Annotated in this window: 23 protein-coding genes; 9 read left to right on the top strand and 14 right to left on the bottom strand. The window is 76.2% G+C overall.

All coding sequences use genetic code 11. From position 1 onward, the window contains the following. Nucleotides 1-32: 32 nt before the first annotated feature. A complete protein-coding gene (gene nadD, locus KPF22_RS21240; protein WP_062401391.1) occupies nt 33-626 on the bottom strand; it encodes a nicotinate-nucleotide adenylyltransferase in 594 nt (197 codons plus the stop codon). 9 nt (nt 627-635) lie between these two features. Continuing rightward, nucleotides 636-1,250 (bottom strand): alpha-ketoglutarate-dependent dioxygenase AlkB, encoded by a 615-nt coding sequence (locus tag KPF22_RS21245; protein WP_224403097.1) that lies wholly within the window; start codon nt 1,248-1,250, stop codon nt 636-638. Nucleotides 1,251-1,312: 62 nt separating this feature from the next. On the opposite strand from KPF22_RS21245, the gene KPF22_RS21250 reads away from it, so the two are divergent. Beyond that, nucleotides 1,313-1,966, top strand: coding sequence for a DUF998 domain-containing protein (locus tag KPF22_RS21250; protein WP_224403098.1), 654 nt, complete (start codon nt 1,313-1,315; stop codon nt 1,964-1,966). Nucleotides 1,967-2,059: 93 nt separating this feature from the next. On the opposite strand, the gene KPF22_RS21255 is transcribed toward KPF22_RS21250, so the two are convergent. Beyond that, on the bottom strand, nt 2,060-2,374 hold the full coding sequence (locus tag KPF22_RS21255) for a hypothetical protein (RefSeq protein WP_208825168.1): 315 nt from the start codon (nt 2,372-2,374) through the stop codon (nt 2,060-2,062). 153 nt (nt 2,375-2,527) lie between these two features. Next, entirely contained in the window at nt 2,528-3,580 is a 1,053-nt protein-coding gene (locus KPF22_RS21260; protein WP_208825166.1) for an ABC transporter substrate-binding protein, read from the bottom strand. A 156-nt stretch (nt 3,581-3,736) separates the two neighbouring features. On the opposite strand from KPF22_RS21260, the gene KPF22_RS21265 reads away from it, so the two are divergent. Beyond that, complete coding sequence (locus tag KPF22_RS21265) at nt 3,737-4,567, top strand: hypothetical protein (protein ID WP_224403129.1); 831 nt, start codon at nt 3,737-3,739, stop codon at nt 4,565-4,567. A gap of 19 nt (nt 4,568-4,586) precedes the next feature. Here KPF22_RS21265 and KPF22_RS21270 read toward each other — a convergent pair whose 3' ends face one another. Both KPF22_RS21270 and KPF22_RS21275 read right to left on the bottom strand, forming a co-directional pair. Beyond that, nucleotides 4,587-5,138: a TetR/AcrR family transcriptional regulator gene (locus KPF22_RS21270; protein WP_224403099.1), complete on the bottom strand. Its 552-nt coding sequence runs from the start codon at nt 5,136-5,138 to the stop codon at nt 4,587-4,589. Nucleotides 5,139-5,221: 83 nt separating this feature from the next. Next, nucleotides 5,222-5,590: an SPW repeat protein gene (locus tag KPF22_RS21275; protein WP_224403100.1), complete on the bottom strand. Its 369-nt coding sequence runs from the start codon at nt 5,588-5,590 to the stop codon at nt 5,222-5,224. Nucleotides 5,591-5,767: 177 nt separating this feature from the next. Here KPF22_RS21275 and KPF22_RS21280 point away from each other — a divergent pair, with 177 nt between their 5' ends. After that, nucleotides 5,768-6,442: a hemerythrin domain-containing protein gene (locus tag KPF22_RS21280; protein ID WP_224403101.1), complete on the top strand. Its 675-nt coding sequence runs from the start codon at nt 5,768-5,770 to the stop codon at nt 6,440-6,442. Here KPF22_RS21280 and KPF22_RS32755 read toward each other — a convergent pair. The 5 genes from KPF22_RS32755 to KPF22_RS21310 all read right to left on the bottom strand — a co-directional run bounded on the left by KPF22_RS32755 (nt 6,403) and on the right by KPF22_RS21310 (nt 13,448). Further along, the gene (locus tag KPF22_RS32755; RefSeq protein ID WP_308010448.1) at nt 6,403-9,810 is read right to left on the bottom strand and encodes a BTAD domain-containing putative transcriptional regulator; all 3,408 of its coding nucleotides are present in this window, start codon (nt 9,808-9,810) and stop codon (nt 6,403-6,405) included. The genes KPF22_RS21280 and KPF22_RS32755 overlap by 40 nt on opposite strands. Before the next feature lie 61 nt (nt 9,811-9,871). Then, a complete protein-coding gene (locus tag KPF22_RS21295) occupies nt 9,872-11,314 on the bottom strand; it encodes a VWA domain-containing protein (protein WP_224403102.1) in 1,443 nt (480 codons plus the stop codon). Nucleotides 11,315-11,355: 41 nt separating this feature from the next. Then, complete coding sequence (locus tag KPF22_RS21300; protein ID WP_224403103.1) at nt 11,356-11,517, bottom strand: hypothetical protein; 162 nt, start codon at nt 11,515-11,517, stop codon at nt 11,356-11,358. An 18-nt stretch (nt 11,518-11,535) separates the two neighbouring features. Further along, on the bottom strand, nt 11,536-12,408 hold the full coding sequence (locus tag KPF22_RS21305; RefSeq protein ID WP_224403104.1) for a serine protease: 873 nt from the start codon (nt 12,406-12,408) through the stop codon (nt 11,536-11,538). 146 nt (nt 12,409-12,554) lie between these two features. Then, on the bottom strand, nt 12,555-13,448 hold the full coding sequence (locus tag KPF22_RS21310; RefSeq protein WP_062401366.1) for a MoxR family ATPase: 894 nt from the start codon (nt 13,446-13,448) through the stop codon (nt 12,555-12,557). Nucleotides 13,449-13,547: 99 nt separating this feature from the next. On the opposite strand from KPF22_RS21310, the gene KPF22_RS21315 reads away from it, so the two are divergent. The 6 genes from KPF22_RS21315 to KPF22_RS21345 all read left to right on the top strand — a co-directional run bounded on the left by KPF22_RS21315 (nt 13,548) and on the right by KPF22_RS21345 (nt 21,206). Continuing rightward, nucleotides 13,548-15,659 carry an ATP-dependent DNA helicase RecQ gene (locus tag KPF22_RS21315; protein WP_208825153.1) on the top strand — a complete coding sequence of 704 codons (2,112 nt, stop codon included), beginning with the start codon at nt 13,548-13,550 and terminating at the stop codon, nt 15,657-15,659. Between the two features lie 61 nt (nt 15,660-15,720). Beyond that, complete coding sequence (locus KPF22_RS21320) at nt 15,721-16,728, top strand: ABC transporter substrate-binding protein (RefSeq protein ID WP_224403105.1); 1,008 nt, start codon at nt 15,721-15,723, stop codon at nt 16,726-16,728. A gap of 63 nt (nt 16,729-16,791) precedes the next feature. Further along, the gene (locus tag KPF22_RS21325; protein ID WP_224403125.1) at nt 16,792-17,196 is read left to right on the top strand and encodes a nitroreductase/quinone reductase family protein; all 405 of its coding nucleotides are present in this window, start codon (nt 16,792-16,794) and stop codon (nt 17,194-17,196) included. Between the two features lie 63 nt (nt 17,197-17,259). After that, nucleotides 17,260-20,166, top strand: coding sequence for a BTAD domain-containing putative transcriptional regulator (locus tag KPF22_RS32275; protein WP_255625045.1), 2,907 nt, complete (start codon nt 17,260-17,262; stop codon nt 20,164-20,166). Nucleotides 20,167-20,300: 134 nt separating this feature from the next. Beyond that, nucleotides 20,301-20,837 carry a DUF4333 domain-containing protein gene (locus KPF22_RS21340; protein WP_224403106.1) on the top strand — a complete coding sequence of 179 codons (537 nt, stop codon included), beginning with the start codon at nt 20,301-20,303 and terminating at the stop codon, nt 20,835-20,837. 3 nt (nt 20,838-20,840) lie between these two features. Further along, nucleotides 20,841-21,206, top strand: a complete 366-nt coding sequence (locus tag KPF22_RS21345) for a hypothetical protein (protein ID WP_224403107.1) — start codon at nt 20,841-20,843, stop codon at nt 21,204-21,206. A 167-nt stretch (nt 21,207-21,373) separates the two neighbouring features. Here KPF22_RS21345 and KPF22_RS21350 read toward each other — a convergent pair whose 3' ends face one another. From KPF22_RS21350 to obgE, 3 genes are read right to left on the bottom strand one after another with little or no spacing between them, the layout of a single operon-like run. Next, nucleotides 21,374-22,612 (bottom strand): methyltransferase domain-containing protein, encoded by a 1,239-nt coding sequence (locus KPF22_RS21350; protein WP_208819376.1) that lies wholly within the window; start codon nt 22,610-22,612, stop codon nt 21,374-21,376. Nucleotides 22,613-22,636: 24 nt separating this feature from the next. After that, nucleotides 22,637-23,749 (bottom strand): glutamate 5-kinase, encoded by a 1,113-nt coding sequence (proB, locus tag KPF22_RS21355; RefSeq protein WP_208819378.1) that lies wholly within the window; start codon nt 23,747-23,749, stop codon nt 22,637-22,639. 7 nt (nt 23,750-23,756) lie between these two features. Continuing rightward, nucleotides 23,757-25,256, bottom strand: a complete 1,500-nt coding sequence (gene obgE, locus KPF22_RS21360) for a GTPase ObgE (protein ID WP_208819380.1) — start codon at nt 25,254-25,256, stop codon at nt 23,757-23,759. Nucleotides 25,257-25,347 lie beyond the last annotated feature (91 nt).

The following is a 25,347-nucleotide window of genomic DNA, read 5'->3' on the forward strand; positions in this document are numbered from 1 at the left end:
CCCGCAGGGGTGCCCGTCGGAGAACCCGCAGGTCAGACGTCCGGATTCAGGTAGAGACTGCGCTTGGAGATGTACTGCACCACCCCGTCCGGCACGAGGTACCAGACCGGCCGCCCCGCACCCACGCGCGCCCGGCACTCGCTGGACGAGATCGCCATCGCGGGCACCTCGACCGTCGTCACCGACCCCTGGGGCAGGTGCCCGTCGGCCAGCTCGTACCCGGGCCGGGTCACGCCGACGAAGTGCGCGTAGCGGAACAGCTCGTCGACCTTGCGCCAGGACAGGATCTGCTGGAGCGCGTCGGCGCCGGTGATGAAGAACAGCTGCGCGTCGGGCATGGCGTCGTGCAGGTCGGCGAGGGTGTCCGCGGTGTAGGTGGGGCCGTCGCGGTCGACGTCGACGCGGCTGACCGAGAACCGGGGGTTCGACGCCGTCGCGATGACCGTCATCAGGTAGCGGTCCTCGGCCGGCGAGACGTCGCGGCCGGTCTTCTGCCACGGTCTCCCGGTCGGTACGAAGATCACCTCGTCGAGGGCGAAGCGGTCCGCCACCTCACTGGCGGCGACGAGGTGGCCGTGGTGGACGGGGTCGAACGTCCCGCCCATCACGCCGATCTTGCGCTGCATCGACGCAGACTATGTCGGTCGCCCACCCGGCGGCATCCCCGGATAAAGGTGGCGGAACTGGACGCTGATGCGCGGACCGCTGCACGCCACCTTCGGCACGCTGTGCTGCCAGGTCCGCTGGCACGTCCCGCCCATGACCAGCAGGTCGCCCGAGGCGAGCGGGAACGACACCGACGCGCCGCCGCCGGCCGGGCGCAGCCGCAGCGGCCGCGTCGCGCCGAGGGCGACCAGCGCGACGACGGCCTCGGGCCGCTCGCGGGCGACCCGGTCGCCGTGCCAGGCCACGCCGTCGGCGCCGTCGCGGTAGAGGTTCACGCCGATCTGGGTGAAGTCGTGGCCGTAGCGCTCCCCCAGCGTCCGGCCCATCTCGCGCAGCCGGTGGGGCACCGCGTCGTCGGGCAGGACCCAGCGGTGGGTGAGGCGGGGCTCGTCGACCACGCGGTCGTACATGCGGCGGCGGTGGCCGCGGAACGGCACGGTCGTGCGGAGCAGCGCGAACAGCTCGTCCGCATCGGGGGCCCAGCCGACCGCGACGTCGACCCACGCCCCGGCGGTGAGCTCGTGCCGGTACGCCGGGGCCGCGCCCCCGGCCGCGAAGAGCGAGGCCTGCCCGCCGACGTCCACCCCCCGGACGCTACGCCGGATCGAACGAGAGTTCGAGTGGCGTCTCTGCGACGATCTTCGCCATGTCCTCGCGTGCCGACGGTGCCGTGCTGTCCTACCTGGGTCTGCGGCGTGCCGTCGGCGTGATCGGGATCCTGCTCCCGTTCGTGCTGGTGGCGGGCGACCTGGCCCTCGGCGGCGACGGGCTGCGGGACTCCATCAGCCGCTACTACTACTCGCCGATGCGCGACGTGTTCGTCGGCTCGCTGTGCGCGGTCGGCGTGTTCCTCTTCTGCTACCGCTACGAGCGGCCGGACAACCGGCTCGCCAACATCGCCGGGACGGCGGCGATCGCCGTCGCACTGCTGCCCACCCGGCCCGACGGCGCGGCGACGACGGCGGCGACCGTCGTCGGGTACCTCCACCTGGCCGCGGCGACGGTGTTCTTCGCGGGCCTGGCCTGGTTCTGCCTGGTCCTGTTCACCCGCGGCGGATCCGGGACGCGGAGCAAGGCCGCCCGCAACCTCGTCTACCGGGTCTGCGGCGCGACGATCGTGACCTGCCTCGTGCTGGCCGCACTGGACGCGGCACTGGTGCCCGACGCCGTCGCCGAGCGGTTCCACACCCTGTTCTGGCTGGAGGCCGTCGCGATCCTCGCGTTCGGTGTCGCGTGGTTCGTCAAGGGCGACACGATCCTGAAGGACCCGCCGACGCAGGACCCTGCGCCGGTGATCTGACCCGCCCGTACGACACCGGCCCCGCAACGGCGGACGGGCCGGTCCGGACACCCCTCGAGGGTCCGGACCGGCCCGTCAGGGGACCGGGGTCGGTCAGCCGACCGGGGTCGACGGCGCCGACGGGATGCCGCCACCGGTGGCACCCGTGATCATGTCGACGACGCTGTCCAGCGGGGCCGGCAGCGCGAGGTCGTGCTTCTTGTCGTCGTGCTTCTCGTGGTCCCACTTCTTGTGGTGACCGTGCTTCTTGTGGTGGCCCTTGTCCTTGTCACCCTCGTGCTTCGAGTGACCCTTGTCCTTGCCACCCTCGTCGTAGCCGGTGGTGCCGGCGAAGGCCGCGGCGGGCGCCGCGACGGCCAGGGGGAGCAGCGCTGCGCCGACGAGCGCGCCGCGAACGGACTTCCGCATCTCACAACCTCCATGGTTGGTCGTTAGACCGTCGCAAACGGTCTTGCCCACTCAACGAGGGGCGACCGTGCCCGCAACGCGCATTCACCCGTTCGCGTCACCTGCGGAGATAACTGATAGTCAGACTTCGACTACGGCAGGTGGGTGACCGGATCAGCCGCGCGAGCGGGCGGCGGCATCGGCCAGGATCGGCAGGTACGCGTCGAGCACCCACGGGATCGACAGGACCGACGGCGCCGAGCTCGCCACCACCCGGTCGGCCCCGACGACCGGGGCGAACCCGCCACGGGCCATCGCCGGCAGCAGCCCGACGCCCGGCGCGGTCCGGAAGGCCTGCTCCTCGGCCGGCGTCGCGAAGAAGCCGATGACCAGGTCGGACTCGACGCGCGAGAGCAGCTCGCCGCTGACGGTGTAGTAGACCTCCTCACCGCCCGGGGCGTTCTGCTCGACGTAGGGCGCCAGGGTGAGCCCGAGGTCGGTGACCAGCTGGACGCGGACGTCGCCCGCCCGGAAGACGCCGAGCGCCCCGGAGTCCATGCCGCCGGTGTAGACGAACGTGGCCCCCGCCAGCTGCGGATATCGCTGGGCCGCGGTGCGCAGGCGCTGCCCGGTGGAGTCGACCAGCTGCCGGGCCCGCGCCGGGTCGCCGAACACCTGACCGGCGATCCGGGTCTGGTCCTGCCAGCCGGTGGAGTAGGGGGCGTCGGGGTAGGCGACGGTCGGGGCGATCGCCGACAGCTGGTCGTACTCGGCCTGCGTCAGCCCCGAGTAGGTGGCCAGCACCAGGTCCGGCCGGGCCGCGGCGACCTGTTCGATCGGCGTCACCGACAGGTCGTCGGAGCCGATGACCTGCGGGAACGCGCCACCGTGCGCGGTGATCGCGTCGCGCACCCAGGGCAGCACGCCCTCGGCGTCGCCGCCGTAGACGGTGCGCGGGATCGCGACCGGCAGCACCCCCATCGCCAGCGCGACGTCGGTGTTCGCCGCGCTCAGCGTGACGACGCGCTGCGGCCGGTCGGGGACGACCGTCTCGCCCAGCGCGTGCCGCACCGTCACCGGGTAACCCTCCGCGGCCGCACCGTCGGTCCCCTGCCCGTCCTGCGTCCGGGTCCCGCACCCGGCGAGGACCAGCAGACCGGCGGCGCCGGCGAGGACGCCGCGACGGCTCACGGAACGGGCGGACAGGGGTGCTGCGGCGAGCGGCACGGGAGCCTCCTTCGAGTTAGGAAGGCGAGCCTAACCTGACTGGTTCGTCGACTCCGCGTGATCCGTACCGCTCGTTCGGCGACCCGGGGGCCGCACCCGTCGCGCGGGCCCGACACCCCGGCCGGAGCACCCCGCCCCGCGGGTAGCGTCGCGGCCATGCGTGCTCCGGACACCGGCGACCGGGCCGACCGCGACGCCGGCCCCCGCTCCCCCGCGCCCGGTCCCCCGGGCCCTCCGCCCGCGCCCGGCGGAGGTCGGCGGCCGCACGAGCCCGCGGCCCCGCCGCCCGCGGGTACCCCGGGTGCACCCGGCCCGGTACTGGCCCCGCCCGCGCCGCCGCTGCCCGAGGGCCGTCCCGGCGACCGGCCCGGCGAGCCCGGCGCCGTCGCACCGGCCGGGCCGTGGCCGACCGTGCGACCGCCGTCGCTGCGGGCCGTCGTCGTCGGCCGGGTCGCGGCCGGGGTCGCGGCGGCGTGGTTCGGCGTCGTCTACTCGATCACCACCGACGTGCACGCCCGCGCCGACCACCTGCTGGCCGCGATCGTCGTCGGCGGGCTGCTGAGCCTGCTCGGCGTGGTGCTGCTGTGGCTGTCGGCGTCGCGGATCCCGGTGCGGGTCGCCCCGGCCCGCGGGCCGGACATGGGGCTGGTGCGCGACCGCGCGGCCGCACGGAAGCTGCTGCGCTCGGGAGGCACCCCGGACGGTGAGCAGCGCAGACTGATCGCCGTCGACGTGCTCGCCGACGCCCGGCTCCCGCAGGTCGCAGGCGCGGTGTTCGCGCTGCTCGGCCCGCTGGTCATGGCCGCGGTCAACGCCTCGGGTCCGCTCGGCTGGGCCGGCCCGCTCACCGCCGGGCTGATCGTCGTCGTGCTGGCACTGGTCGGATGGCGGACGTGGGCCGCGCATGCGCTGCACCGGCTCGCCGACCGCAGGCACACCGTCCCGCGCTACGAGGAGTCCGGCGCGCCCTGGCGCCCCTGGCCCTGACCCCCGCTCCGGGGCGCCGCTACAGGCCCGCGGCCACGAAGGACAGCTCGGCCTCCATGTCGGTGCGGGCGTCGTCGCCGTGCCGGTCCAGGGCGTAACGGTGCCCGATCGCCGCGGCCAGCAGCCGGGCGGCGCCGCGGATCCGATCCGGTGCCCCGCCGCCGGTGTGCAGCACCTCGTGCACCGCGTCCTCCAGCTCGCCGGATCGGCGCAGCAGCGCGTCACGGACGACCGGGTGGGTGTCGGCCTCGCGCCACAGGAGGTGGGACAGGACCGAGGACGCGTCGAGCGCCCGGTCCAGCGCGGCGACCAGCGCACGCAGCCCGGCGAGCACGTCCCCGGCGACGGCGACGTCCGCACCGCGCACCGGGTGCGGGAGCCGTTCGACGAGCGCCTCGAGCAGGTCGGGCTTGCGGCGGAAGTAGTAGTGCACCAGCCCCTTCGGTACCCCGGCACGCTCGGCGATGCGCGAGGTGGGCGTCGCGTCGAAGCCGTGCTCGGCGAACAGCCCCTCGGCCGCGTCGAGGATGCGGTCCCGGGCGGGTGCGTCCGGGTCGAACTCGGGGTTCACGGTGCGATCCTCCCCCGGACGCGGCGGGGGCCGCGACCCCTCCGGGTCGCGGCCCCTCACCTGGTCGTCGTGCTGCCGGACGGTCAGTGCGTGGCGAGCGTGCGGTGCTCCGCGTTCGCCGCGGGCAGCGCCGAGGCCGCCACGACGACCGCGAGGACGCCCGCCACCCAGGACGTCCACGACGCCCCGGTCAGCGCGCTGTAGCCCATCACCCAGGGGGCGAGGAACAGCAGCACGCCGAGCACACCGTGCACCCATTCGCTCGCCACCGAGCCGGGCACGGCGAGCGACCAGAGCGACGTGGCGGCGAGCATCACGCCCAGTACGACCATCGTCCACGCGGCGGCGGCGTTCGTCGTCGTCACGAGAGGCGAGAGGGCCGTCAGCACACCGATCACGAGAGCGGCCCAGTCCTGCCACCGCTGCCAGGTACGACCAGTGGTCCCAGCCATCGTCAGTCACCTTCTCCTGTGAGGTCCCTGTGGGGATACCTCCGGTCTACTCTTGGTTGGCCAGCCGGTCAAGGCCCGGCGAACGGTGGCACAAGTGAGATGCAAGTCCCCGGCCAGCGGGTGGGCGCACGGTCTGCGGTGTCGAGACCGACCGCCCCGAACCCGTAGGAGACCCCGGTGACCACCGCACGCGACACCCGTACCGCCGACCTGGTCGGCATCACCCTCGCCCACCGCGTCATGCGGGTCGACCTGCACCGGCTCGCCGACGCCGCCCGCGCGATCGCCGACGGCGCGCCCTGCCCGGACCGGCGCGCCCGCGCGCTGCGGACCTGGCTGGAGCAGCTGGAGCACGAGATCCACGGCCACCACACCGCCGAGGACGACATCGCCTGGCCGGTGATCGCCCGGCACGCCGGGCACGCCGTCGACCTGGACGAGCTCAGCGACGACCACGGCCGCCTCGACCCGCTGCTCGCCGCGGTGCGGGAGGCCGCGGCCGCCGTCGTCGCCGCGGCGCAGGGACCGGCCCGGGCGCGGGCGGCGGGCGTGCTCGCGGACCGGCTCGCCGTCGTCCGCGACGAGATCGACGAGCACCTCGACGCCGAGGAGCGCGACCTGTTCCCGGTGATCGAGCGCCACGTGCCCGCCGACGACTGGGACGCCGTCGTCGCGCAGGTGCAGAAGTCCGGGCCGGGCCTGCGGTTCATGCTGCCGCGGATCGTCGCGGTGACCACCCCGCGGGAGTGGGCCGGGATGCGCCGCGAGGCCGGGCCGGTGGTCGTGCTGCTGGAGCGGCTGCTGCGCGGCGGCTACCGCAGGCGCTGTGCGCTGGTGTTCGGCACGTCCTGAGCCCCGGGAGCCGGTGCCGTCGAGGGGTCGGCGCCGGCCGCCGAGAGCAGCCGCCGGGCGCGGTCGCGCCACACCGGGGCGCCCAGCTCCGCCGCGACCCGCTCGGCCTCGCGCAGGTGGTGGACCCGGCCGCCGCCTGCCGGGTCGAGCAGCCCCTCCAGACCGGCGAGCACCAGGTCGGTGGGGCCGAGCGCGATCGTGCCCGACGACAGCCCCGCCACCGTTCCCGTCCACGGGCGCAGCTGCTCCCGGCACCGCGCGGCGACGTCCCGGTCGGCCAGGCCGACCGCCACCTCGGCGCGCACGCAGGTCCAGATCAGCCAGTAGTAGCTGCGGGCCAGCTCCGCGTCCGGCGCCCACACCTCGCGGGCCCGGACGGGGTCGCCCGCGTGCAGGTGGGCCAGCGCGAGGAAGTCGCCGAAGGTCGGCGGCAGCGCCTCACGGAGCGCCTCGAGCTCGGGGGCCAGCTCCCCGAGGCGGCCCTGGTCGTGCCGCACGACGAACCGCCCCAGCAGCCCCATCAGCGCCCCGTTGACCTGGCCGGCACCGACCAGCCGGGTCGCGAGCTCGGTGTAGCGCTCCTCGGCGGTGTCCAGCTCCCCCGCCACGAGTGCGCGCAGCGCCGAGAAGATGTAGGCCCAGCCGAGCGTGAACTCCAGCTGCCCGCCCGGGGCCCCGGCGACGGCGGCCTCGGCGTGCCGTGTCGCCGCGTCGAGGTCGTGGCTGCCGGCGGCGACCATGAGCTGCAGGTGGTGGGCCTGCGTGCGGTAGCCGGCGTGCCCGGCCCGGCCGCCGAGCTCGGCCAGCTCCTCCCCCACCGGGGCCATCTCGTGCCACAGGTCCGGGGCGAGGACGGCGAAGAACCGGGCGTTGAGCGCCCGGCAGCGCAGCAGCGGGTCGACGCCGCGCCCGGTGAGCGCCATGGCCTCCGCCGAGGCGGAGCGGACCCGGTCGTCGTCGTGCCCCTCGATCTCGAACACCAGGGCGGCGAGCAGCCGCACCCGCCGGTCGACGGCGTCGGGCGGGGTCGCCGCGAGCTCGGTCTCGATGAGGTCGATCAGCTCGGCGTCGATGTTCTGGCCCGGCCGGATGGTCCAGCTGACCGGGGTGTCGTAGCTGGTCAGGACGGCGCCGAGCCACTGCGGTGCGGCGGCCGTCGCCTGGTCGACGGCGGTCCGGCGTTCGATGAGGGCGGTGTGGCCGTCGCCGCCGCGGGCGAGCTCGGCGACCAGCGCGCAGCGCAGGGCCAGCTCGTCGTCGACGCCGGCCCCGGCCCGTCCGGCGAGCTCGACGGCGCGGCCGTAGAACCGGGCGGCCTCGCGGTGCGAGCCGAACCCGGCGGCGGCCGCGGCGGCGGCACGGACCGCGGCCAGGGCACGGTCCGGTTCGACGGCGGACCCGGCGGCGAGTGCGTGGTGGGCCAGCGGGACCGGGTCGTCGGGCCGCCTGCGGGTGAGGATCGCGTGGGCCGCGGCGTGCAGCCGGGCGCGACGCAGTTGCGGGATGTCGCTGTAGAGGGTGTCCCGGACCAGGTCGTGGGAGAACCGCAGCCGTCCCGGCCCGGGTTCGAGCAGCATCCCGCCGAGCACCGCGGGCTCCAGGGCGTCCAGCGGGTCGACGCCGTCGGCGGTGGCGGCGAGGTCGAGGGCGTCGTCGGTGTCCAGGTCGCGGCCGAGCACCGAGACCCGGGCCAGCGCGGTGCGGGTCGTCGCGGGCAGCCGGGCCAGGCGCCGGCGCAGCACCTCGCGGACCCCGGCCGGGACGGCGTCGGCCGCGGCGGACGGGCCCTCGGCGGCGACGAGGCGGGCCAGCTCGCGGACGAAGAGCGGGTTCCCGCCGGTCCGTTCGGTGATCCGGGCGACCAGCTCGGGCGCGGCGGCGGGCACGCCGTGCCGGTCCAGCATCCCGGCGACGTCGCCCGCGGTCATCGGCGCCGGCTCGATGCGGTCCGCCGTGGGCTCGGCGAGGGCGGCGAGCGCGGCCTGCAGCTCGGCACCCGCCTCGGCCGGGCGCAGGCCCGCGGCGACGAGCACGGGCAGCTCCGCGACCCCGGCGACGACCGCGCGCAGCAGGGCGAGGGTCTCGGACTCGGCGCGGTGCAGGTCGTCGAGGACCAGCAGCAGCGGCCGCTCCCGCCCCGCGACGGCGAGCAGCTCCACCACCGCCCGGGCCAGCCAGAACGTGACCTCGGCGCCGCCGGGCCCGGCCGGGGAGCGCAGCGGGGCGAGCCGCTCGACCAGGTCGGCGGGCGGGTCGTGCGCCGTGACGAGCGCGTCGACGATCTCCCGCCACGCCCAGGCCGGCGGGGCGCCGTCGATCTCCGGGCAGCGGCCGGTGACGGCGGTCCAGCCGTCGGCGGTCGCGGCGGCGGCGAACGCGGCGAGCAGCGTGGACTTGCCCGCGCCCGCGTCGGCGGCGACGAGCACCAGCTGCCCGCCGCCGCGGGCCCGCTCCGCGGCGGCGGTGAGCCTGCCGAGCTCGGCCGCCCGTCCGAGCAGGGCCGGGGTCCGCGGGGACGTGTCGGCCGGTCCGGGCGGGCGCGGCGCGGTCCCGGTCGCGGGCGCGTCGGTGCGGCCGGCGGGACCGACGCCGGTTCCCCCGCCGGGGTCGCCGCCGGGATCGCGGTGGGCGAGCACGTCCGCCTCGATCGCGCGCAGCCCGGGGCCGGGGTCGACTCCCAGCTCGTCGGCGAGCAGGCGACGGGTGCGGGCCAGCACGGCCAGCGCGTCAGCCTGTCTGCCGGTGCGGTACAGCGCGACGGCCAGCAGCCCGACCGCGTCCTCGCGCAGCGGGTGCTCCCCCACCAACGACGTCAGGTCCGGGACGACGGCGTCGGCCCGGCCCAGCCGCAGCCGCGCGCGGGCCCGCCGCTCGAGCGCGACCTGACGCAGCTCGTCGAGGCGTTCGGCCTCCGCGCGCGCCCAGGCGGCGTCGGCGAACTCGGCGTAGGCGGGACCGTCCCACAGCGCCAGGGCCTCGCCGAGCAGGGCGTCGGCCCGGTCCGCTGCGGCCGCGGCGGCGCGGTCGAGGAGGTCGGTGAAGGCGTGCGCGTCGAGCCCGTCGGGGCCGAGTGCCAGGGCGTAGCCGGGTGGGCGGCTGACCAGCACCGTCGGGACAGCCCGCGGGGACCGGTCGGGTTCGAGCACCCGTCGCAGCCGGGAGACGTGGACCTGCAGCCCGCCGTGTGCCTGCGCGGGCGGGGCGCCCTGCCACAGGTCCTCCACCAGCGTGTCGACGGCGACGACCTCGCCGCCGGCCGCGGCGAGCCGGGCGAGCAGCTCGCGGCGGCGGCCGGAGCCGACCTCGACCGCCGCGCCGCCGGCCGTCACACGGAGCGGGCCGAGGACCCGGACCGTGATCTCCTGCACCCCGGCAATCTAGGACGCGGCGACGCCGGTGTCAGCCCTCCCGGGATGATCGCCCGGAGGATCAGACCGGCAGCAGCGCCTGGACGACGTCGGTGAGCTGCGCGGCGGTACGGCACTCGTGCATCGGGAGCACCTCGCCGTAGCGGGTGGCGGCCGAGTCGCCGGAGCCCCAGCTGCGCTCGGGCTCGGGGTTGAGCCAGTGCGCGTGCCGGACCCGCCCGGCCATCATCGTCAGCGCCCGCAGGTTGGGGTCGCGGTAGTTGGTGCGGCCGTCGCCGAGCACCAGCAACGACGTCTTCGGGGTGAGCGCATCGCCGTGGTGCTCCAGGAAGTCGCCGAACGCGCTGCCGTAGTCGGAGTGCCCGTCGAACGCGGTGAGCGTGGCCTCGCGCAGCACCCGCTGCATCACCCCGGACAGCTCCGCGCCGGGTTCGAACAGGTGCGTGACCTCGTCGGTGCGCTCGATGAACGCGAACACCCGCACCTTGGAGAACTGCTCGCGCAGCGCCTGGACCAGCAGCAACGTGAAGTGGCTGAACCCGGCGACGGACCCGGACACGTCGCACAGCAGCACCAGCTCGGGGCGGCCGGGGCGGCGCACCTTGTGCGCCGGGTCCATCGGCACGCCGCCGGTGGACATCGACCGGCGCAGCGTGCGCCGCAGGTCGAGCCGGCCGCGGTTCGAGCGGCGCCGCCGCGCCGACAGCCTCGACGCGAGCCGCCGGGCCAGCGGCTGCACGGTACGGCGCAGGTCGGCGAGCTGGGTGGCGTTCGCGGTGAGGAAGTCGACCTGGTCGGTCTGGGTGGGGGTGGTGGTGCGGGCGATCTGCTCGCGGCCCCGCTGCTCGGCGGTGCGGCGGCGGACCTCCTCGCGGACGACGTCGCGGAACAGGGCGATGCGGTCGCGGATCTCGCGGCGGCGGACCTCGGACACGAAGTCCGTGTCGCCCTCCTCCCGCAGCCCGTCGAGGATCCGGGCGAGCAACGTGTCCGGGGACAGCGCGCCCAGCGCCTGGTAGGCCGACCAGTTCGGCTTTGCCGTCTGCCCGCGGACGCCCTGCCCGGCGGCACCGGAGGTCCCGATCGCGTCGACGGCGGCGCGGGCGAGCTCGCGCAGGGTCTCCTCGTCGCCGTCGCGGAGCAGGTCGGCGAGGATCTCGCGCAGCGCGTCGATGTCGACCGGGCCGGTGCCCTCCCCGGACTCGTCGTCGATCCGCGGGACGTCGACGTCGGACGACCCGGCGCCCAGCGCGGGCGGGAACCACAGGTCGAACAGCGCGTCGAAGGTGCCGCGCTGCCCGGAGCGGCGCAGCAGCGCCGCGGCGAGCCCCTCCCGCAGCTGGTCGCGGTGCAGCAGGTCCAGGGCGCCGAGCACGCGGGCCGCGTCGACGGTCTCCCCCGGGCCGACCGCGACGTGGTGGCGGCGCAGCGCGGAGACGAAGTCGACGAGGTGCCCGGGCAGGCCGTGCTCCGGGGCGAGCGCGGTGGCGGGCGGGATCGTCACCGGTCCATCATGCGTGACGCGGGCGTGGTCGGCGAGGGTGGTCAGCCCACCGTCCACAGGCTCCAGGCGTAGGTCGCGCCGGGGTCCGGGTACCGGGTGCGGACGGGGTCGACCCCGCCGGGGTCGTCGGCGAGCACGTACACCGGCGCTCCGGTCGAGCCGCCGAGCCACGACCGGAGCGCCGGGGTGCACCGCGGTCCCACACCGCGGGGGTCCTCCGCCTAGAAGGCGGGGTCGATCGGCACCGGCTGCGGGGTGAAGGGACGGTCGCCCTCGACCAGGCGCAGTGCTCCGCCGTGGCCGCCGGGGCCGTTGGCGTAGTCGAGGATCCTCCGCAGGTCGCTGATGCCGTTCGTGCCGGGCGCCGGAGCGAGGTTCAGCGTCGAGAGGACGCCGAGGGCACGGCCGTCGGCGGTCAGGTAGCCCGAGCCGGAGTCACCGGGCACGCCGGGCGGGACGGTCACGACGGTGTGCGTCCAGCCGCCGCCCCCGGTGCCGGTCGAGGTGCCGGTCTTCGGCCGCAGCGCGCGCACACCCTGGCGCAGCGATGAGTTGCCGTAGCCGTAGACGATCCCGCCGGTCGCGACGCCGTCGGCGGCCACCCCGGCCGGGCCGCCGTAGAAGGGCACCGTGGGGCTCGTGCGAGCGGCGTCGTCCGGGCTGAGCTCGACCAGCGCGAAGTCGTTGAACCGGCAGGTGTCCGGGTCGGTCTCGCCCCGCTCCTGCATGCTCAGCCAGGAGGAGTACACGAGCCGCCCCGGTGCGGCGGCGCCCTCGACCTCGACCGGGGTGCCGAGCGGCAGCGACCCGGCCTCGCACCCGTCCACCTCGGTGGACCCGCCGGTGCCCGCGCAGTGTGCGGCCTGCCCGAGGTAGGTCGCGGCCCCGTCGGTGAAGACGAAGTTCGCGGTGCACTGCGCACCCTCGGGTCCGGTACGGGTCATGACCCCCGGGTGCACGCCGGTGTCCGGGGCGCCGTCCTGCGCCGACGCGGTGCCGGCGACGGCGAGCCCGAGCGCGAGCACGGCGCCGGCGGCCAGTCCGGCGCGCAGCAGGCGACGGGCGGTGCGGGGCAGTTCCGGGAGGGCGGTCATCGGTGGACCTCCGGTCGCTGGGGAGCGTGTAACCGGAACAACTCGCGCCACCCGTCCCGGTTACGCCCGGTGCCCCGATCGATCCGATCTTCACTCCATAGGGGCGCAGACCTTGACAGCCGATCAGCGGTGCGTGACTGGGCCGTTCAGTTCAGCCGCAGCTCGGCGGCGGCCTTGTCGGCGTCCGAGCGGTGCTTCAGCACGACACCGAGGGTGGCGCGGACGGCGTCGTCGTCGAGGGTGTCGAGGCCCAGGGCGAGCAGGGTGCGGCCCCAGTCGATCGTCTCGGCGACGCTGGGGGCCTTGCGCAGCTCCATCGCCCGCAGCACCCGCACGGTGCGCACCAGGGCGTCGGTGAGCTGCTCGGTCAGCTCCGGGACGCGGGTGAGCACGATCCGGCGCTCCAGGTCGGCGTCGGGGAAGTCCAGGTGCAGGAACAGGCAGCGGCGCTTGAGCGCCTCGGACAGCTCACGGGTGGAGTTCGAGGTCAGCAGCACGAACGGGCGCCGGTTCGCGGTGACCGTGCCCAGCTCGGGGATGGAGACCTGGAAGTCGGACAGGACCTCCAGCAGCAGGCCCTCGACCTCGACGTCGGCCTTGTCGATCTCGTCGATCAGCAGCACGGTCGGGTCGGTGCGCCGGATCGCGGTGAGCAGCGGGCGCGGGAGCAGGAACTCCTCGGAGAACACGTCGTCGCGGGTGGCGTCCCAGTCCGCGCCGTCGTCACCGCGCTGCCCGGCGGTGATCCGCAGCAGCTGCTTGGCGTGGTTCCACTCGTAGAGCGCGCGGGCCTCGTCGATGCCCTCGTAGCACTGCAGACGGACCAGCCCGGACTCCGTCGCCGCGGCCACGGCCTTGGCCAGCTCGGTCTTCCCGACGCCTGCGGGACCCTCGACGAGCAGCGGCTTGCCGAGCCGGTCCGCGAGGAACACCGTCGTCGCGACGGCCGTCGAGGCCAGGTAGCCGGCGTCGGCGAGCCGGGCGGTCACGTCCGCCACGGAGCCGAAGACCGGGCGGTGGGCGGGGCTGTCGGACGACACGCGATCATCCTGCACGCCCGGCCCGCCGCGCGTCGGACGGGTGGCCCGGTTCACACCCCGGCGGCCCGCGTCGGGTCGCTGTCGGGGGTCGGGTCCACCATGGGTGCCGTGACCACCGCATCGAGCACCGACCTGCGCGAGCGCGCCGAGACCGTCCTGCAGCAGCTGGCCGGCCCGCAGGCCCGGCTGCGCGAGGACCAGTGGAGGGCGATCGAGGCACTCGTCGCCCAGCACCGCCGCGCGCTGGTCGTGCAGCGCACCGGCTGGGGCAAGTCCGCGGTCTACTTCGTGGCGACCGCGCTGCTGCGCGCCCAGGGCGCCGGGCCGACGGTGATCGTGTCGCCGCTGCTGGCACTGATGCGCAACCAGATCGACGCCGCGATCCGCTCCGGGATCGTGGCGGTCACGGTGAACTCGGCGAACGCCGACGAGTGGGACGCGGTCTACGCCGACATCGCGAACGGCGACGTCGACGTGCTGCTCGTGTCCCCGGAGCGGCTCAACAACCCCGACTTCCGGGACCGGGTGCTGCCGGAGCTGGCGGCGAGCGCGGGGATGCTGGTGGTCGACGAGGCGCACTGCGTCTCCGACTGGGGCCACGACTTCCGCCCGGACTACCGGCGGCTGCGCACGCTGATCGCCGAGCTGCCGTCGGGGATCCCGGTGCTGGCCACGACGGCGACGGCGAACGACCGGGTCGTCACCGACGTCTCCGAGCAGCTCGGCATGGGGCGCGACCAGCAGGACACGCTGGTCCTGCGCGGGTCGCTGGACCGCGAGTCGCTGCGCCTGGCGGTGGTCCGGCTCCCGAGCCCGGCGCGGCGGCTGGCCTGGCTCGCGGCCAGGCTCGACGAGATGCCCGGCGCCGGGATCGTGTACACGCTCACCGTCCAGGCGGCCGACGACGTCGCCGAGTTCCTGCGCGAGCGCGGCGTCGCCGTGCGCTCCTACTCCGGGCGCACCGACCCCGAGGACCGACTCGCCGCCGAGTCCGACCTGATGGAGAACCGGGTGAAGGCCCTGGTCGCGACCTCCGCGCTGGGCATGGGCTTCGACAAACCCGACCTCGGGTTCGTCGTGCACCTCGGCGCGCCCGCCTCGCCGGTCGCCTACTACCAGCAGATCGGCCGTGCCGGGCGTGCGCTGGACCGGGCCGAGGTGGTGCTGCTGCCCGGCCGCGAGGACCGCGACATCTGGGCCTACTTCGCGTCGCTGGCGTTCCCGCCCGAGCCGCTGGTCCGGCAGACCCTCGCCGTGCTGTCGGACCGGCCGCAGTCCACCGCCTCGATCGAGACCCGGGTCGACCTGTCCCGCACCCGGCTGGAGATGCTGCTCAAGGTCCTCGACGCCGACGGCGCCGCGAAGCGGGTCAAGGGCGGCTGGGTCGCGACCGGCCGGGAGTGGGTCTACGACACCGAGCGGCACGAGCGCGTGAACTCCGCCCGCCGGTCCGAGCAGCAGGCGATGCTCGACTACATCGCGACCACCGAGTGCCGGCTGGTGTTCCTGCGCCGCCAGCTCGACGACCCGGACCCGACGCCGTGCGGGCGCTGCGACACCTGCACCGGCACCGTCTGGTCCGACGAGGTGTCCGCCGACGGCGAGCAGGCCGCCGCCGAGCGCCTGACCCGGCCCGGGATCGAGGTCGCGCCGCGGAAGATGTGGCCGTCCGGGATGAAGGACATCGGGGTCCCGCTGTCCGGGAGGATCGGCGCGGGCGAGCAGGCCGCGTCCGGCCGGGCGATCGGGCGGCTGTCCGACATCGGGTGGGGCACCCGGCTGCGCGAGCTCGTGACCGGCGGCGACGACCCGGTGCCGGCCGACGTGCTCGACGCGCTGGTCCGGGTGCTCGCCGGGTGGGGCTGGGAACAGCGCCCGGTGGGCGTGGTCGGGATCGGCTCACGCACCCGCCCGCACCAGCTCGACCACCTCGCCCGGCGGATCGCCGAGATCGGCAGGCTGCCGCTGCTCGGCACCCTGTCCCCCGCCGGCGAGCGCCCCGCGGCGACCGAGAACTCCGCCCAGCGCCTGGCCGCGGTGTGGGAGGGGATCGACAGCGCGACCGTGCCGGACGTGTCCGGGGTGGACGGGCCGGTGCTGCTGGTCGACGACGTCGTCGACTCGGGCTGGACGATGACGGTCGCCGCGCGGGCGCTGCGCCGGGCCGGGGCCCCGGAGGTGCTGCCGCTGGTGCTGGCCGTCGCCGGGTGAGACTTCCTCGCCGTACCTGTTCTCTGATACAAGGTGAGCCTCACCTTACCTGAGGAGAACGATGAGGCACCGTGGAACCACGCTGCTCGCGACGCTGCTCGGTGCGGCCCTGGTCCTGACCGGCTGCGGCGCGTCGCCCGGCGGCACCGGCACCGCCCCGGCGACGCCGTCCGACGGGGCCGCGTTCCCGGTGACCGTCCGGCACGCCTTCGGCGAGACGACGGTGCCCGCACCCCCGCAGCGGGTCGTCGCGTTGGGCATGAACGACCTGGCCGTCGCCCAGGCCGTCGGCGCACCGGTCGTCGGCGCGGTCCGCAGCTCCGGCGACAGCGGTCCCGTGCTCCCCTACCTCGACCCCCTCCCGCCCGAGGTGCTGGCGATCGAGCCCGACGGGACGCTGCCGCTGGAGCAGATCGCGGCGTTCCGGCCCGACCTGGTCCTCGGGGTCTCGGCGTTCCAGATCAGCGACCGGGCGGGCTACGAGGCGCTGTCGCGGATCGCGCCGACCGTCACCTACGCCGAGGGCCTGTACACCTCCTCCATGCAGGACGACGCCCGCCAGATCGGTCGGGCGCTGGGCCGCGGGGACGCCGTCGAGACGCTCATCGCCGAGGCGGACCGCCGCATCGCCGAGACCCGTGACCGGCTGCCCGGGCTCGCCGGGACGACCTACCTCTACGGGCAGGCGCGCGGGGAGATCCTGCCGATGGTGGTCGGCGAGCAGAACCAGTCCACGGTGTTCCTGCGGTCGCTGGGTCTGGAGGTGCCGGCGTCGTTCCGGGACGCGCCGGCGAGCGACGCGCTGGCCCCGGGCACGGTGGGGGTGTCCTACGAAGAGGTCGGCAGGCTGTCGGAGGCCGACCTGCTCCTGATGACCTTCGCGGGGCCGGCCGACCGCGCGAGGTTCGAGGGCGACGAGCTGGTGCGCCGGGTGCGAGCGGTGCGGCAGGGCACCTACACACCGGTGACGCTGGACCAGGCCATCGCCCTGCAGGCGCCGAACGTGGTGTCGGTGGGCTGGCTGCTCGACGGGCTGCGGCCCGCACTGGAGAAGGTCGCGACGAGCTGACGAGCCCGGCTACCCGCCGGTAGGCTCGGGGTCGTGAACCCACCCGACATCGCGCTGAAGGCCATGAACGCGGGCCACCGTCTGCTGATCCGGCTGACCGGTGGGAAGGTCGGCCACTCGGCGATGGGGATGCCCGTCGTCGAGCTGACCACCCGCGGCCGGCGCTCCGGCGAGCCGCGCACGGTGCTGCTGACGGCACCGGTCCACGGTGACGGGAGCTACGTCGTCGTCGCCTCCCGGGGCGGCGACGACCGCCACCCCGCCTGGTTCCTCAACCTGCGTGCCGACCCGGACGTCGAGATCGCCGTGCAGGGCGGGCCCCGCGTACCCATGCGCGCCCGGATCGCCGACCCGGCCGACCGCGCGACGCTCTGGCCGCAGATCGCCGGGAAGTACCGCAACTACGCGGGCTACCAGCGCAGCACCACCCGGGAGATCCCGCTGGTCCACCTGGAGCCGCGCGGCTGAACGGCCACGCATCATCAGGGCAGATGATTCCGGAGATCCGGATCATCTTCGTAGGGTCGGGGCATGTCCGGTCCTGCCGTGCCTGCGGAGGCGGTCCCCCCGCAGGCGTCGTCACTGCAGCTCTCGGTCCTCGGAGGTGTGCGGGCGAGCCGTGACGGCGACGACCTGGCGCTCGGCGGGCCGCGCCCACGGGCCCTGCTCGCCGCGCTCGTCGTCGCCGCCGGGCGTCCGGCCACCGAGGACCTGCTCATCGACGCCGTCTGGGACTCCGAACCCGCCCCGGCCGCGAAGCAGGCGCTGCACACCTACGTCGCCCGGCTGCGCGGTGTCCTGGAGCCCGGCCGCTCGGCGCGCGGGGCCGCGACGGTGCTGGTCCGCGGCAGCGGCGGCTACACCCTGGCCCTCCGGCCCGAGCAGGTCGACGTGTGGGCGATGCGCGAGCTCGCCGCCCGGGGCGCGACCGCGCTGGCGCAGCGACGCCCGCACGAGGCGGTGTCCGTGCTGGACCTGGCGCTGGCCACCGGCGACGGCACCCCGTTCGGCGACCTCGCCGACCGTGCCTTCCTGGCCGCCGAGGTGGCCGCGCTGACCGAGCTGCGCGCCGGGATCCGCGAGGACCGGGCCGCCGCCGCGCTCGCCACCGGCGAGGACGTGACGCTGCTCGACGACCTGGCCGCGCTCACCACCGAGTACCCCCTGCGCGAGCGCGCGTGGGAGCTGCGGGCCCGCGCGCTCTACCGCGCCGGGCGCCAGGCCGACGCCCTCGCCGTCCTGCGGACCGCGCGGGACCTGCTCGCCGAGGAGCTCGGCGTCGACCCGGGGCCGGGCCTCGCCGCGACAGAACGGGCGGTGCTCGCCCACGACCCGGAGCTGCTGCGCCGGGCCCCCGCCGCCGACGCCCCGGCGCCCGCCGCCGGGACCACCCGCAGGCCGCTGCCGGTGCCGTCGACAGCGCTGCTCGGCCGCGACGACGACCTCGTCCGGCTGCGCGCCGCCCTCGACGCCCACCGGCTCGTCACCGTCGTCGGCCCCGGCGGGGTGGGCAAGACCCGCGTGGCGCTGGCACTCGCCGCCGACGCGGGGGGACCGGTGTGGTGGGCCGAGCTCGCCGATCTCGCCCCGGGGACCTCCGGCGCGCTGCTCGCCCCGGTCGTCGCCGAGGCCGCCGGGGTGCTCACCGCCCAGGGCGCCGACCAGCTCGCCGTCGCCCTGGCCGGCGCCCCCGGCCTGCTGGTGCTCGACAACTGCGAGCACGTCCTCGACGCCGTCGCCGAGCTGCTCACCACGCTGCTGCCCGCGTGCCCCGGCGTGCGGGTGGTCGCGACCAGCCGCGAGCCCGTCGACCTGCCCGGTGAGCAGCTGCTGGAGCTCGCGCCGCTGTCCTCCGCCGCGGCCGAGCAGCTGTTCCTGGACCGCGCGTCGGCCGCGGCCCCCGGCGCGGCCCCCACCGGCGACGACCGGGCCCGCGTCGCCGAGGTCTGCGCCCGGCTCGACGGGCTCCCGCTGGCCGTCGAGCTGGCGGCCGCCCGGAGCCGCACCCTGTCGGTCGGGGAGATCGCCGACGCCCTCGACGACCGGTTCTCCCTGCTCGTGGGGGCCGGCCGGGGCACCCCCGCCCGGCACCGGAGCCTGGAGCACACCATCGCGCTGTCGGTCGACGACCTCGGCCCGGCCGACCGGCGGCTGTTCGGGGCGCTGTCGGTGTTCACCGGCGGATTCGACGCGGCCGCGGCCGCCGCCGTCGCCGGGGTGCCGGTCCGCGACGGGCTGGCCACGCTCGTCGCGAAGTCCCTGGTCGGCGTCGACACCGGTGCGCCGGGCCCCCGCCGGTTCGCGCTGCTGGAGACCCTGCGGGCCTTCGGCGACACCCTGCTCGACGACGCCGCGCGCACCGCGGCCCGCACCGCGCACCGGCGCTGGGTCCTCGACGTCGTCACCGAGGCCGACGCCGCGTGGCTCGGCCACGACGCGGCCCGCTGGTTCGGGCGGGTCCGCGCCGAGCAGCCGAACGTGCGGGCCGCGTTCGGTGCCGCGCTGGCCGACGGCGGTGCCGCCGCGGTCGACGACGCGCTGCGCCTGGCCGGGGCGATGGGCTGGTACTGGTACCGCTTCGGCCGGGTCGCCGAGGGCATCGGGTGGGCCACCGCCGCGCTGGCCGCGGCCGGGCCGGACGCCGACCCGGAGGCCGTCGGGCTGGCGCACTTCGCCTCCGGTCCCCTGCGCTACCTGGCCGGTGACCCGGCCGGTGCGGCCGCCGACGTCGCCGCCGGGCTGGAGCGGATGGACCCGGCCCGGCACCCGACGAAGGTCGCCCGCGGGCTCGCGTTCCGCGCCTACCTGGCCGCGGCGGCCGACCCGGCGGCCGCGCAGGCCCTGCTGGGCGAGGCACTCGCGGTCTCGCGCGCGGCCGGGGACGGCCCCGGTGAGTCCGAGACGCTGATGGCCGCCGGTCACCTCGCGCGCCTCGGCGGGGACACGGCGACGGCGCTGGACGTGCTGCGGTCCGCGGTGGCCGTGGCGCGGCGGGCCGGGCACGGGTTCGCCGACGGGTCCTCGCGCTGGCACCTGGTGAAGACCCTGCTCGACCGCGGCGATCCGGCTGCGCTGGACGAGGCGGAGTCGCTCGTGCGGTTCCTCGGTGGCGAACCCGACGTGACGTCCTGGCTGGTCGCGGTGCACACGCTCGCGGGCGCGCTGGGACAGTCCGGCGACGGAGCGCGGGGCGCCCGGCTGCTGGGGGCGGTGTCCGCGGTCGGCGGCGAGGTCGGCTACCGGCCCGAGGAGATGGACCCGCAGGACTCCGAGCGCAACGTCGCCCTGGTCCGGGCCGCGCTCGGCGGCTCGGCGGAGCGGTACGCCACCGCGTTCACCGAGGGCGTCGCGGGTGGGCGGGCGGCGATCGCCGCGGTCCTCGACGAGCTCGGTGACGGCGGCACCGTCGCCACCCGGGTGGTGGGCCGGAGCGCCTGAGCCGCGCTCCGCGGGACCGCGTGCAGGACCCTGCAAGGCCGCTGCAAGTGGATTGCCAGTGGCCCACCGCAGAGTTCGTGGTGTTCGCCCCACCGGCCGCCCGGGCCGCCGGGGCCACCACCCGAGGAGACACCATGAACGCCACCCTGCGCAGCCTCGCCCGGCTCGGCCTGGTCGCCGCGGCGACCGGCGCCGTCCTGTTCGGCACCACGGCCTGCAGCCTCGCCTCCGTCCCGGCGGACAGCGTCGAGCAGCAGATCGTCAGCAAGCTGGGCGCGCAGGGCGTCTCCCTCGACAACGGGAAGGCCGACTGCGCCACCGACCTCGACGCGACCGTCGGGGCGAGCCAGACCTGCGAGTTCCACTCCGGTGGCCAGCCGGTCGGCGCGGTCGTCACCGTCACCGCCGTCGACGGGGACAACGTCTCCTTCGACATCACCACCGAGCCCCGCCCGGTGCCGAAGGCCCTGCTGCAGGACACCGTCGGCTCGCTCGTCGCGCAGAACGCCGGCGTCCCGATCGACACCACCACCTGCGACGGCGACCTCGCCCCCACCACCGGCCAGGCCGTCGGCTGCCGCGTCACCTCCGGCGAGGACTCGATCGACGTCCGCGCGACCGTGACCGAGATCCAGGGCGGTCTGGTCAACTTCGACGTCGAGCAGGTCTGAGCCGTGCGGACCGCGACCTGGCTCTCCGCACTCGCACTGGTCGTCGTCGCCGGGGCCCCGCTGACCGCCTGCTCGACCGGACCGGAACGGCAGGTGTGCGGGGTCCTGGAGGCCGACGGCGACGACTACCTGGAGGTGGACCCGGCCGCCTGCCCGGCGCCCGAGGCGGTCGTGTCACCGGCCGGGCCGCGGTGGGTGCCGGTCTCCGCGCTCGACGACGACGACCACGGCCACCACCGCACGGTCGTCGCCCGGTCCCCGGGCACACCGCGGACCACCGCCGCGCGGACCCCGGCCCCCCGGGCGACCGCGGCGCCGCGGACCACGACGAAGACGACGGGTCCGAAGCGGACGACCCGGTCCCGGTGAGCACCGTGCCCCGGTCACCGCGGGCGGGCCGCCGGCGGGCCCGGGGTCCGCCGGCGGCCCGCCCGGGGACGCCGGTGGGCCGGGGCACCGGGCCACGGGCTCCGCGCCGCAGCAGCGGTGCGGGACCGTGTCGCCCCGGGCCCGGCTCCGGGCCGTGTCCCCGCGTGTCAGCCCGTGGCCGGACCCCAGCGCAGCGTCAGCCGGGTACCCGCGCCGTCCACCACCACGTCCCCCGGCCCGGCCCGGTCCACACCGCAACCGCGCTCCGGCCCGCCACCGGGCCCGGCGAGCGACGGGACGACCGCCTCGATCCGCAGGTCCGCCGCGTGCGGCCGGCCCGCGTCGACCCACCCCGCGACCAGCCCGGCCAGCCGCTCGGCGGCGAGGTCACCGTCCGGCCCGCAGGCCCGCACCGTCGCCTCCGGGTCCGCCAGCAGCACCGCGCACCCGTCGCCCGCGACCAGGCCCAGCGTCGCGCGGACGCCACCGAGGTCGAACAGCGCCGGTGCGGCCCCACCCCCGGCCGGGCCGAACAGCCGCACCACCCCCGGGTCCGCGACCGCGCACCACAGCCCGAGCCCGTCCCACAGGTCCGCCACCGTGCCCGCCGCGGCCACCGGCCGGTCGGTGCCCGCACCGGTGGTCGCGCGGGCCAGCACCCGCGGGTCCGGGACGTCGGCGTCGTCGGAGCCGCAGGCGGGCTGCACCCGCCACCGGCCGTCCGGCAGCGCGACCTCGGCGCCCGGGTCGGCGCCCTCCCCGCGCAGCCGTACGAACGCGCAGCTGCGCACCGACCGCGAGTGCAGCCGTCCCGGGGCGGTGTGGGCGAACGCCACCGACAGCTGGCTGCCGCGCACCGTGAGCGGCAGCAGCAGCCGGCCGCCGGGCGCGAGCTGGGCGACCCACTCCGGCCGGACGCCGGTGGAGCCGACGGTCAGCTCGATCCGGTCGTAGGGCGCGGCGGGCGGATACCCGAGCGCCCCGTCCCCGACGACGACGTCGACGCCGTCGAACCCGGCGGCGTCCAGGTTCGCCCGGGCCCCCGCGACCAGGTCGTCGTCGATGTCGAGGGTGGTCACGGCCCCGTCCGGACCGACCAGCTCCGCCAGCAGCGCCGCGTTCCAGCCGGCCCCCGCACCGATCTCCAGCACCCGGTGCCCCGGCCCGGCCTCCAGCTGTTCCAGCATGATCGCGACCATCGACGGCTGGGAGACCGAGCTGACCGTCACGCCGTCGTCGACCTTGATCGGGACGGCGACGTCGGCGTAGGCCCCGCCGGGGTCGAGGGCGGGCAGGAACAGATGGCGCGGCACCGTCTCCAGTGCCGCGCGGACCGCGGGGGTGCGCACCCGGCCGTCGCGGACCAGGGACGCGACCAGCGCGGAACGGGCGCGGTCGGCCGACATGCGGGCATTGTGCCCTGCCGCCGTCTAGAGCAGAACGAGGTCGTCCGCGTGGACGAGCTCGCGCCGCTGCTCGGGCGGCAGCTCGCGGGTCCGGCGGCCGATCATGTGCAGCAGCTCGGTCGCGTCGTAGGAGACGACACCCCGCGCGATGGCCCGCCCACCGGGGGCGAGCAGCTCGACGACGTCGCCGGCGTCGAAGTCACCGGACACGCCGTGCACCCCGGCGGCGAGCAGCGAGCGGCGACGGCGGCGGACGGCCTCGACCGCGCCGTCGTCGAGGTCGAGGGCCCCGCGGACGTCGGCGGCGTGCCGCAGCCAGAACCGGCGGGCACCCATCCGGGTCCCGGCGGCGCGGAACACCGTGCCGACCTTCGGGCCGACCTCGGTGGTGGCGAGGGCGTCGGCGATCCGGTCGGCGGAGGTCAGCAGAACCGGGATCCCGGCCGCCGACGCCATCGCGGCCGCCTCGACCTTGGTGGCCATGCCGCCGGTGCCCAGTCCCGACCCGGGGCGGGTGACGCTGACCCCGGCGAGCTCGGCCGGGTCGTCGACCTCGGTGATCAGCGACGTCCCGGGGTCGCGCGGGTGGCCGTCGTAGAGGCCGTCGACGTCGGAGAGCAGCACGAGCGCGTCGGCGCCGACGATGTGCGCGACGAGCGCGGCGAGCCGGTCGTTGTCGCCCACCCGGATCTCCGCGGTGGCGACGGTGTCGTTCTCGTTGACCACCGGCAGCGACCCGAGCTGCAGCAGCCGCTCGAGGGTGCGCTGGGCGTTGCGGTAGCTCGAGCGGCGGATCATGTCGTCGGCGGTGAGCAGCACCTGCCCGATGCCCTGCCCGTGCCGGGCGAACGACGCCGAGTAGGCGTGGGCGAGCAGCAGCTGCCCGACCGACGCGGCGGCCTGCTGGGTCGCCAGGTCCCGCGGCCGGCGGCGCAGCTGCAACGGCGCGAGGCCGGCCGCGATCGCCCCCGAGGAGACGAGCACGACCTGCGCACCGGCGGCGCGGCGCCCCACCAGGGCGTCGACCAGGGCGTCGAGCCGGGCCGGGTCGAGACCACCGGTCAGGCTCGTCAGTGACGACGACCCGACCTTCACCACGATCCGCTTCGCCGCACCCAGTGCGGCGCGCGTGCTCACGCGGGTCTCACTCCTCGATCTCGTGGTCCGACGAGTAGCGGGCGCCCGCGGCGAGCTCGGCGTCGGACAGGTGGTTCCGGCGCGCGACCCGGGCGCGCTTGCGCTCGGCGGCGCCGACCCGGTCGTTGCCCTCCAGCCGGATGTCGGTGCCGCGCCCGGTGAGCAGGGCGGCGACGCCGGCCGGGGTGGACGGCTCCCAGTCGAAGGTGACCTGGCCGATGGTGACCGGGCAGCCGGGGACGGCTCCGGCCTTGGCGAGCGCCTCCTCCACGCCGAGCCGGGCGAGCCGGTCGGCGAGGTAGCCGACGGCCTCGTCGTTCTCGAACGCGGTCTGGCGGATCCACCGCTCGGGGCGCTCCCCGCGCACGACGAACCCGCCGTCGAGCTCCGGGTCGGGCGTGATGGTGAAACCGGTGTCGTCGACGGCGCGCGGGCGCAGCACGATCCGGCTCGGCTCGGCCTCCGGGCGCGCGGCACGGGCCGCGGCGACCCTCTCGGCCATCGCGAAGCTCAGCTCCCGCAGCCCGGCCCGGGACGCGGTGGAGATCGCGAACACCGGCCAGCCGAAGCGCTCGGTCAGGTCCTCGCGGACCATGTCGACCAGGTCCGCGGCGTCCGGGACGTCGATCTTGTTGAGCGCGACCAGGCGCGGGCGCTGGTCGATCCGCTCCCCCAGCGCGCTGGTGCCGAGGGCCTCGGCGTAGTGCGCCAGCTCGGTCTCCAGTGCCTCGATGTCGGACACCGGGTCGCGCTCGGTCTCGAAGGTCGCGCAGTCCACCACGTGCACCAGCACCGAGCAGCGCTCGATGTGGCGCAGGAACTCCAGGCCGAGGCCGCGGCCGTCGGCGGCGCCCGGGATGAGGCCGGGGACGTCGGCGACGGTGAAGGTGTCGTCCCCCGCGCTGACCACGCCGAGCTGGGGCACGAGGGTGGTGAACGGGTAGTCGGCGATCTTCGGGCGGGCCGCGGACAGGGCCGCCACCAGCGAGGACTTGCCCGCGCTGGGGAACCCGACGAGGCCGACGTCGGCGAGGCTGCGCAGCTCCAGGGTCAGCTCGACCTCGTCGCCGGGCTCGCCGAGCAGCGCGAAACCGGGGGCCTTGCGGGCGGCGGAGGACAGCGCGGCGTTGCCGAGCCCGCCCCGTCCGCCCTCGGCGGCGACGAACCGGGTGCCGACACCGACCAGGTCGGCCACGACCTCGCCGCCGGCGTCGAGCACGACGGTGCCGTCGGGCACCCGCAGCTCCAGGTCCGGGGCGTTCGCGCCCTGCTTGAACGCGCCCTGCCCCTGGGTGCCGTTCTTCGCCTCCGCGCGGGGGCGGTGGTGGTAGTCGAGCAGGGTGTGCACACCCGCGTCGACGACGAGCACGACCGAGCCGCCCCGGCCGCCGTTGCCGCCGTCGGGGCCGCCGAGCGGCTTGAACTTCTCGCGGTGTACCGAGGCGCAGCCGTTGCCCCCGGCACCCGCGGTCGCGTGCAGCACGACGCGGTCCACGAACCGGGACATGACGGTGCTCCTGTCGTTGTCGTACCGCGGCGGGGCCGCGGTGGGTGGTGACACGACGAACGGCGGGCCCCCCGTTACCGGGGTGACCCGC

Source organism: Pseudonocardia sp. ICBG1034 (genome assembly GCF_020131375.1).
Lineage (GTDB): Bacteria > Actinomycetota > Actinomycetes > Mycobacteriales > Pseudonocardiaceae > Pseudonocardia > Pseudonocardia alni.

Coding starts and splice junctions, on each gene's coding strand:
- nadD (WP_062401391.1), bottom strand. CDS start 626: ATGCAGCGCAAGATCGGCGTGATGGGCGGGACGTTCGACCCCGTCCAC.
- KPF22_RS21250 (WP_224403098.1), top strand. CDS start 1,313: ATGTCCTCGCGTGCCGACGGTGCCGTGCTGTCCTACCTGGGTCTGCGG.
- KPF22_RS21255 (WP_208825168.1), bottom strand. CDS start 2,374: ATGCGGAAGTCCGTTCGCGGCGCGCTCGTCGGCGCAGCGCTGCTCCCC.
- KPF22_RS21265 (WP_224403129.1), top strand. CDS start 3,737: ATGCGTGCTCCGGACACCGGCGACCGGGCCGACCGCGACGCCGGCCCC.
- KPF22_RS21275 (WP_224403100.1), bottom strand. CDS start 5,590: ATGGCTGGGACCACTGGTCGTACCTGGCAGCGGTGGCAGGACTGGGCC.
- KPF22_RS21305 (WP_224403104.1), bottom strand. CDS start 12,408: ATGACCGCCCTCCCGGAACTGCCCCGCACCGCCCGTCGCCTGCTGCGC.
- KPF22_RS21315 (WP_208825153.1), top strand. CDS start 13,548: ATGGGTGCCGTGACCACCGCATCGAGCACCGACCTGCGCGAGCGCGCC.
- KPF22_RS21320 (WP_224403105.1), top strand. CDS start 15,721: ATGAGGCACCGTGGAACCACGCTGCTCGCGACGCTGCTCGGTGCGGCC.
- KPF22_RS21325 (WP_224403125.1), top strand. CDS start 16,792: ATGAACGCGGGCCACCGTCTGCTGATCCGGCTGACCGGTGGGAAGGTC.
- KPF22_RS32275 (WP_255625045.1), top strand. CDS start 17,260: ATGTCCGGTCCTGCCGTGCCTGCGGAGGCGGTCCCCCCGCAGGCGTCG.
- KPF22_RS21340 (WP_224403106.1), top strand. CDS start 20,301: ATGAACGCCACCCTGCGCAGCCTCGCCCGGCTCGGCCTGGTCGCCGCG.
- KPF22_RS21350 (WP_208819376.1), bottom strand. CDS start 22,612: ATGTCGGCCGACCGCGCCCGTTCCGCGCTGGTCGCGTCCCTGGTCCGC.
- obgE (WP_208819380.1), bottom strand. CDS start 25,256: ATGTCCCGGTTCGTGGACCGCGTCGTGCTGCACGCGACCGCGGGTGCC.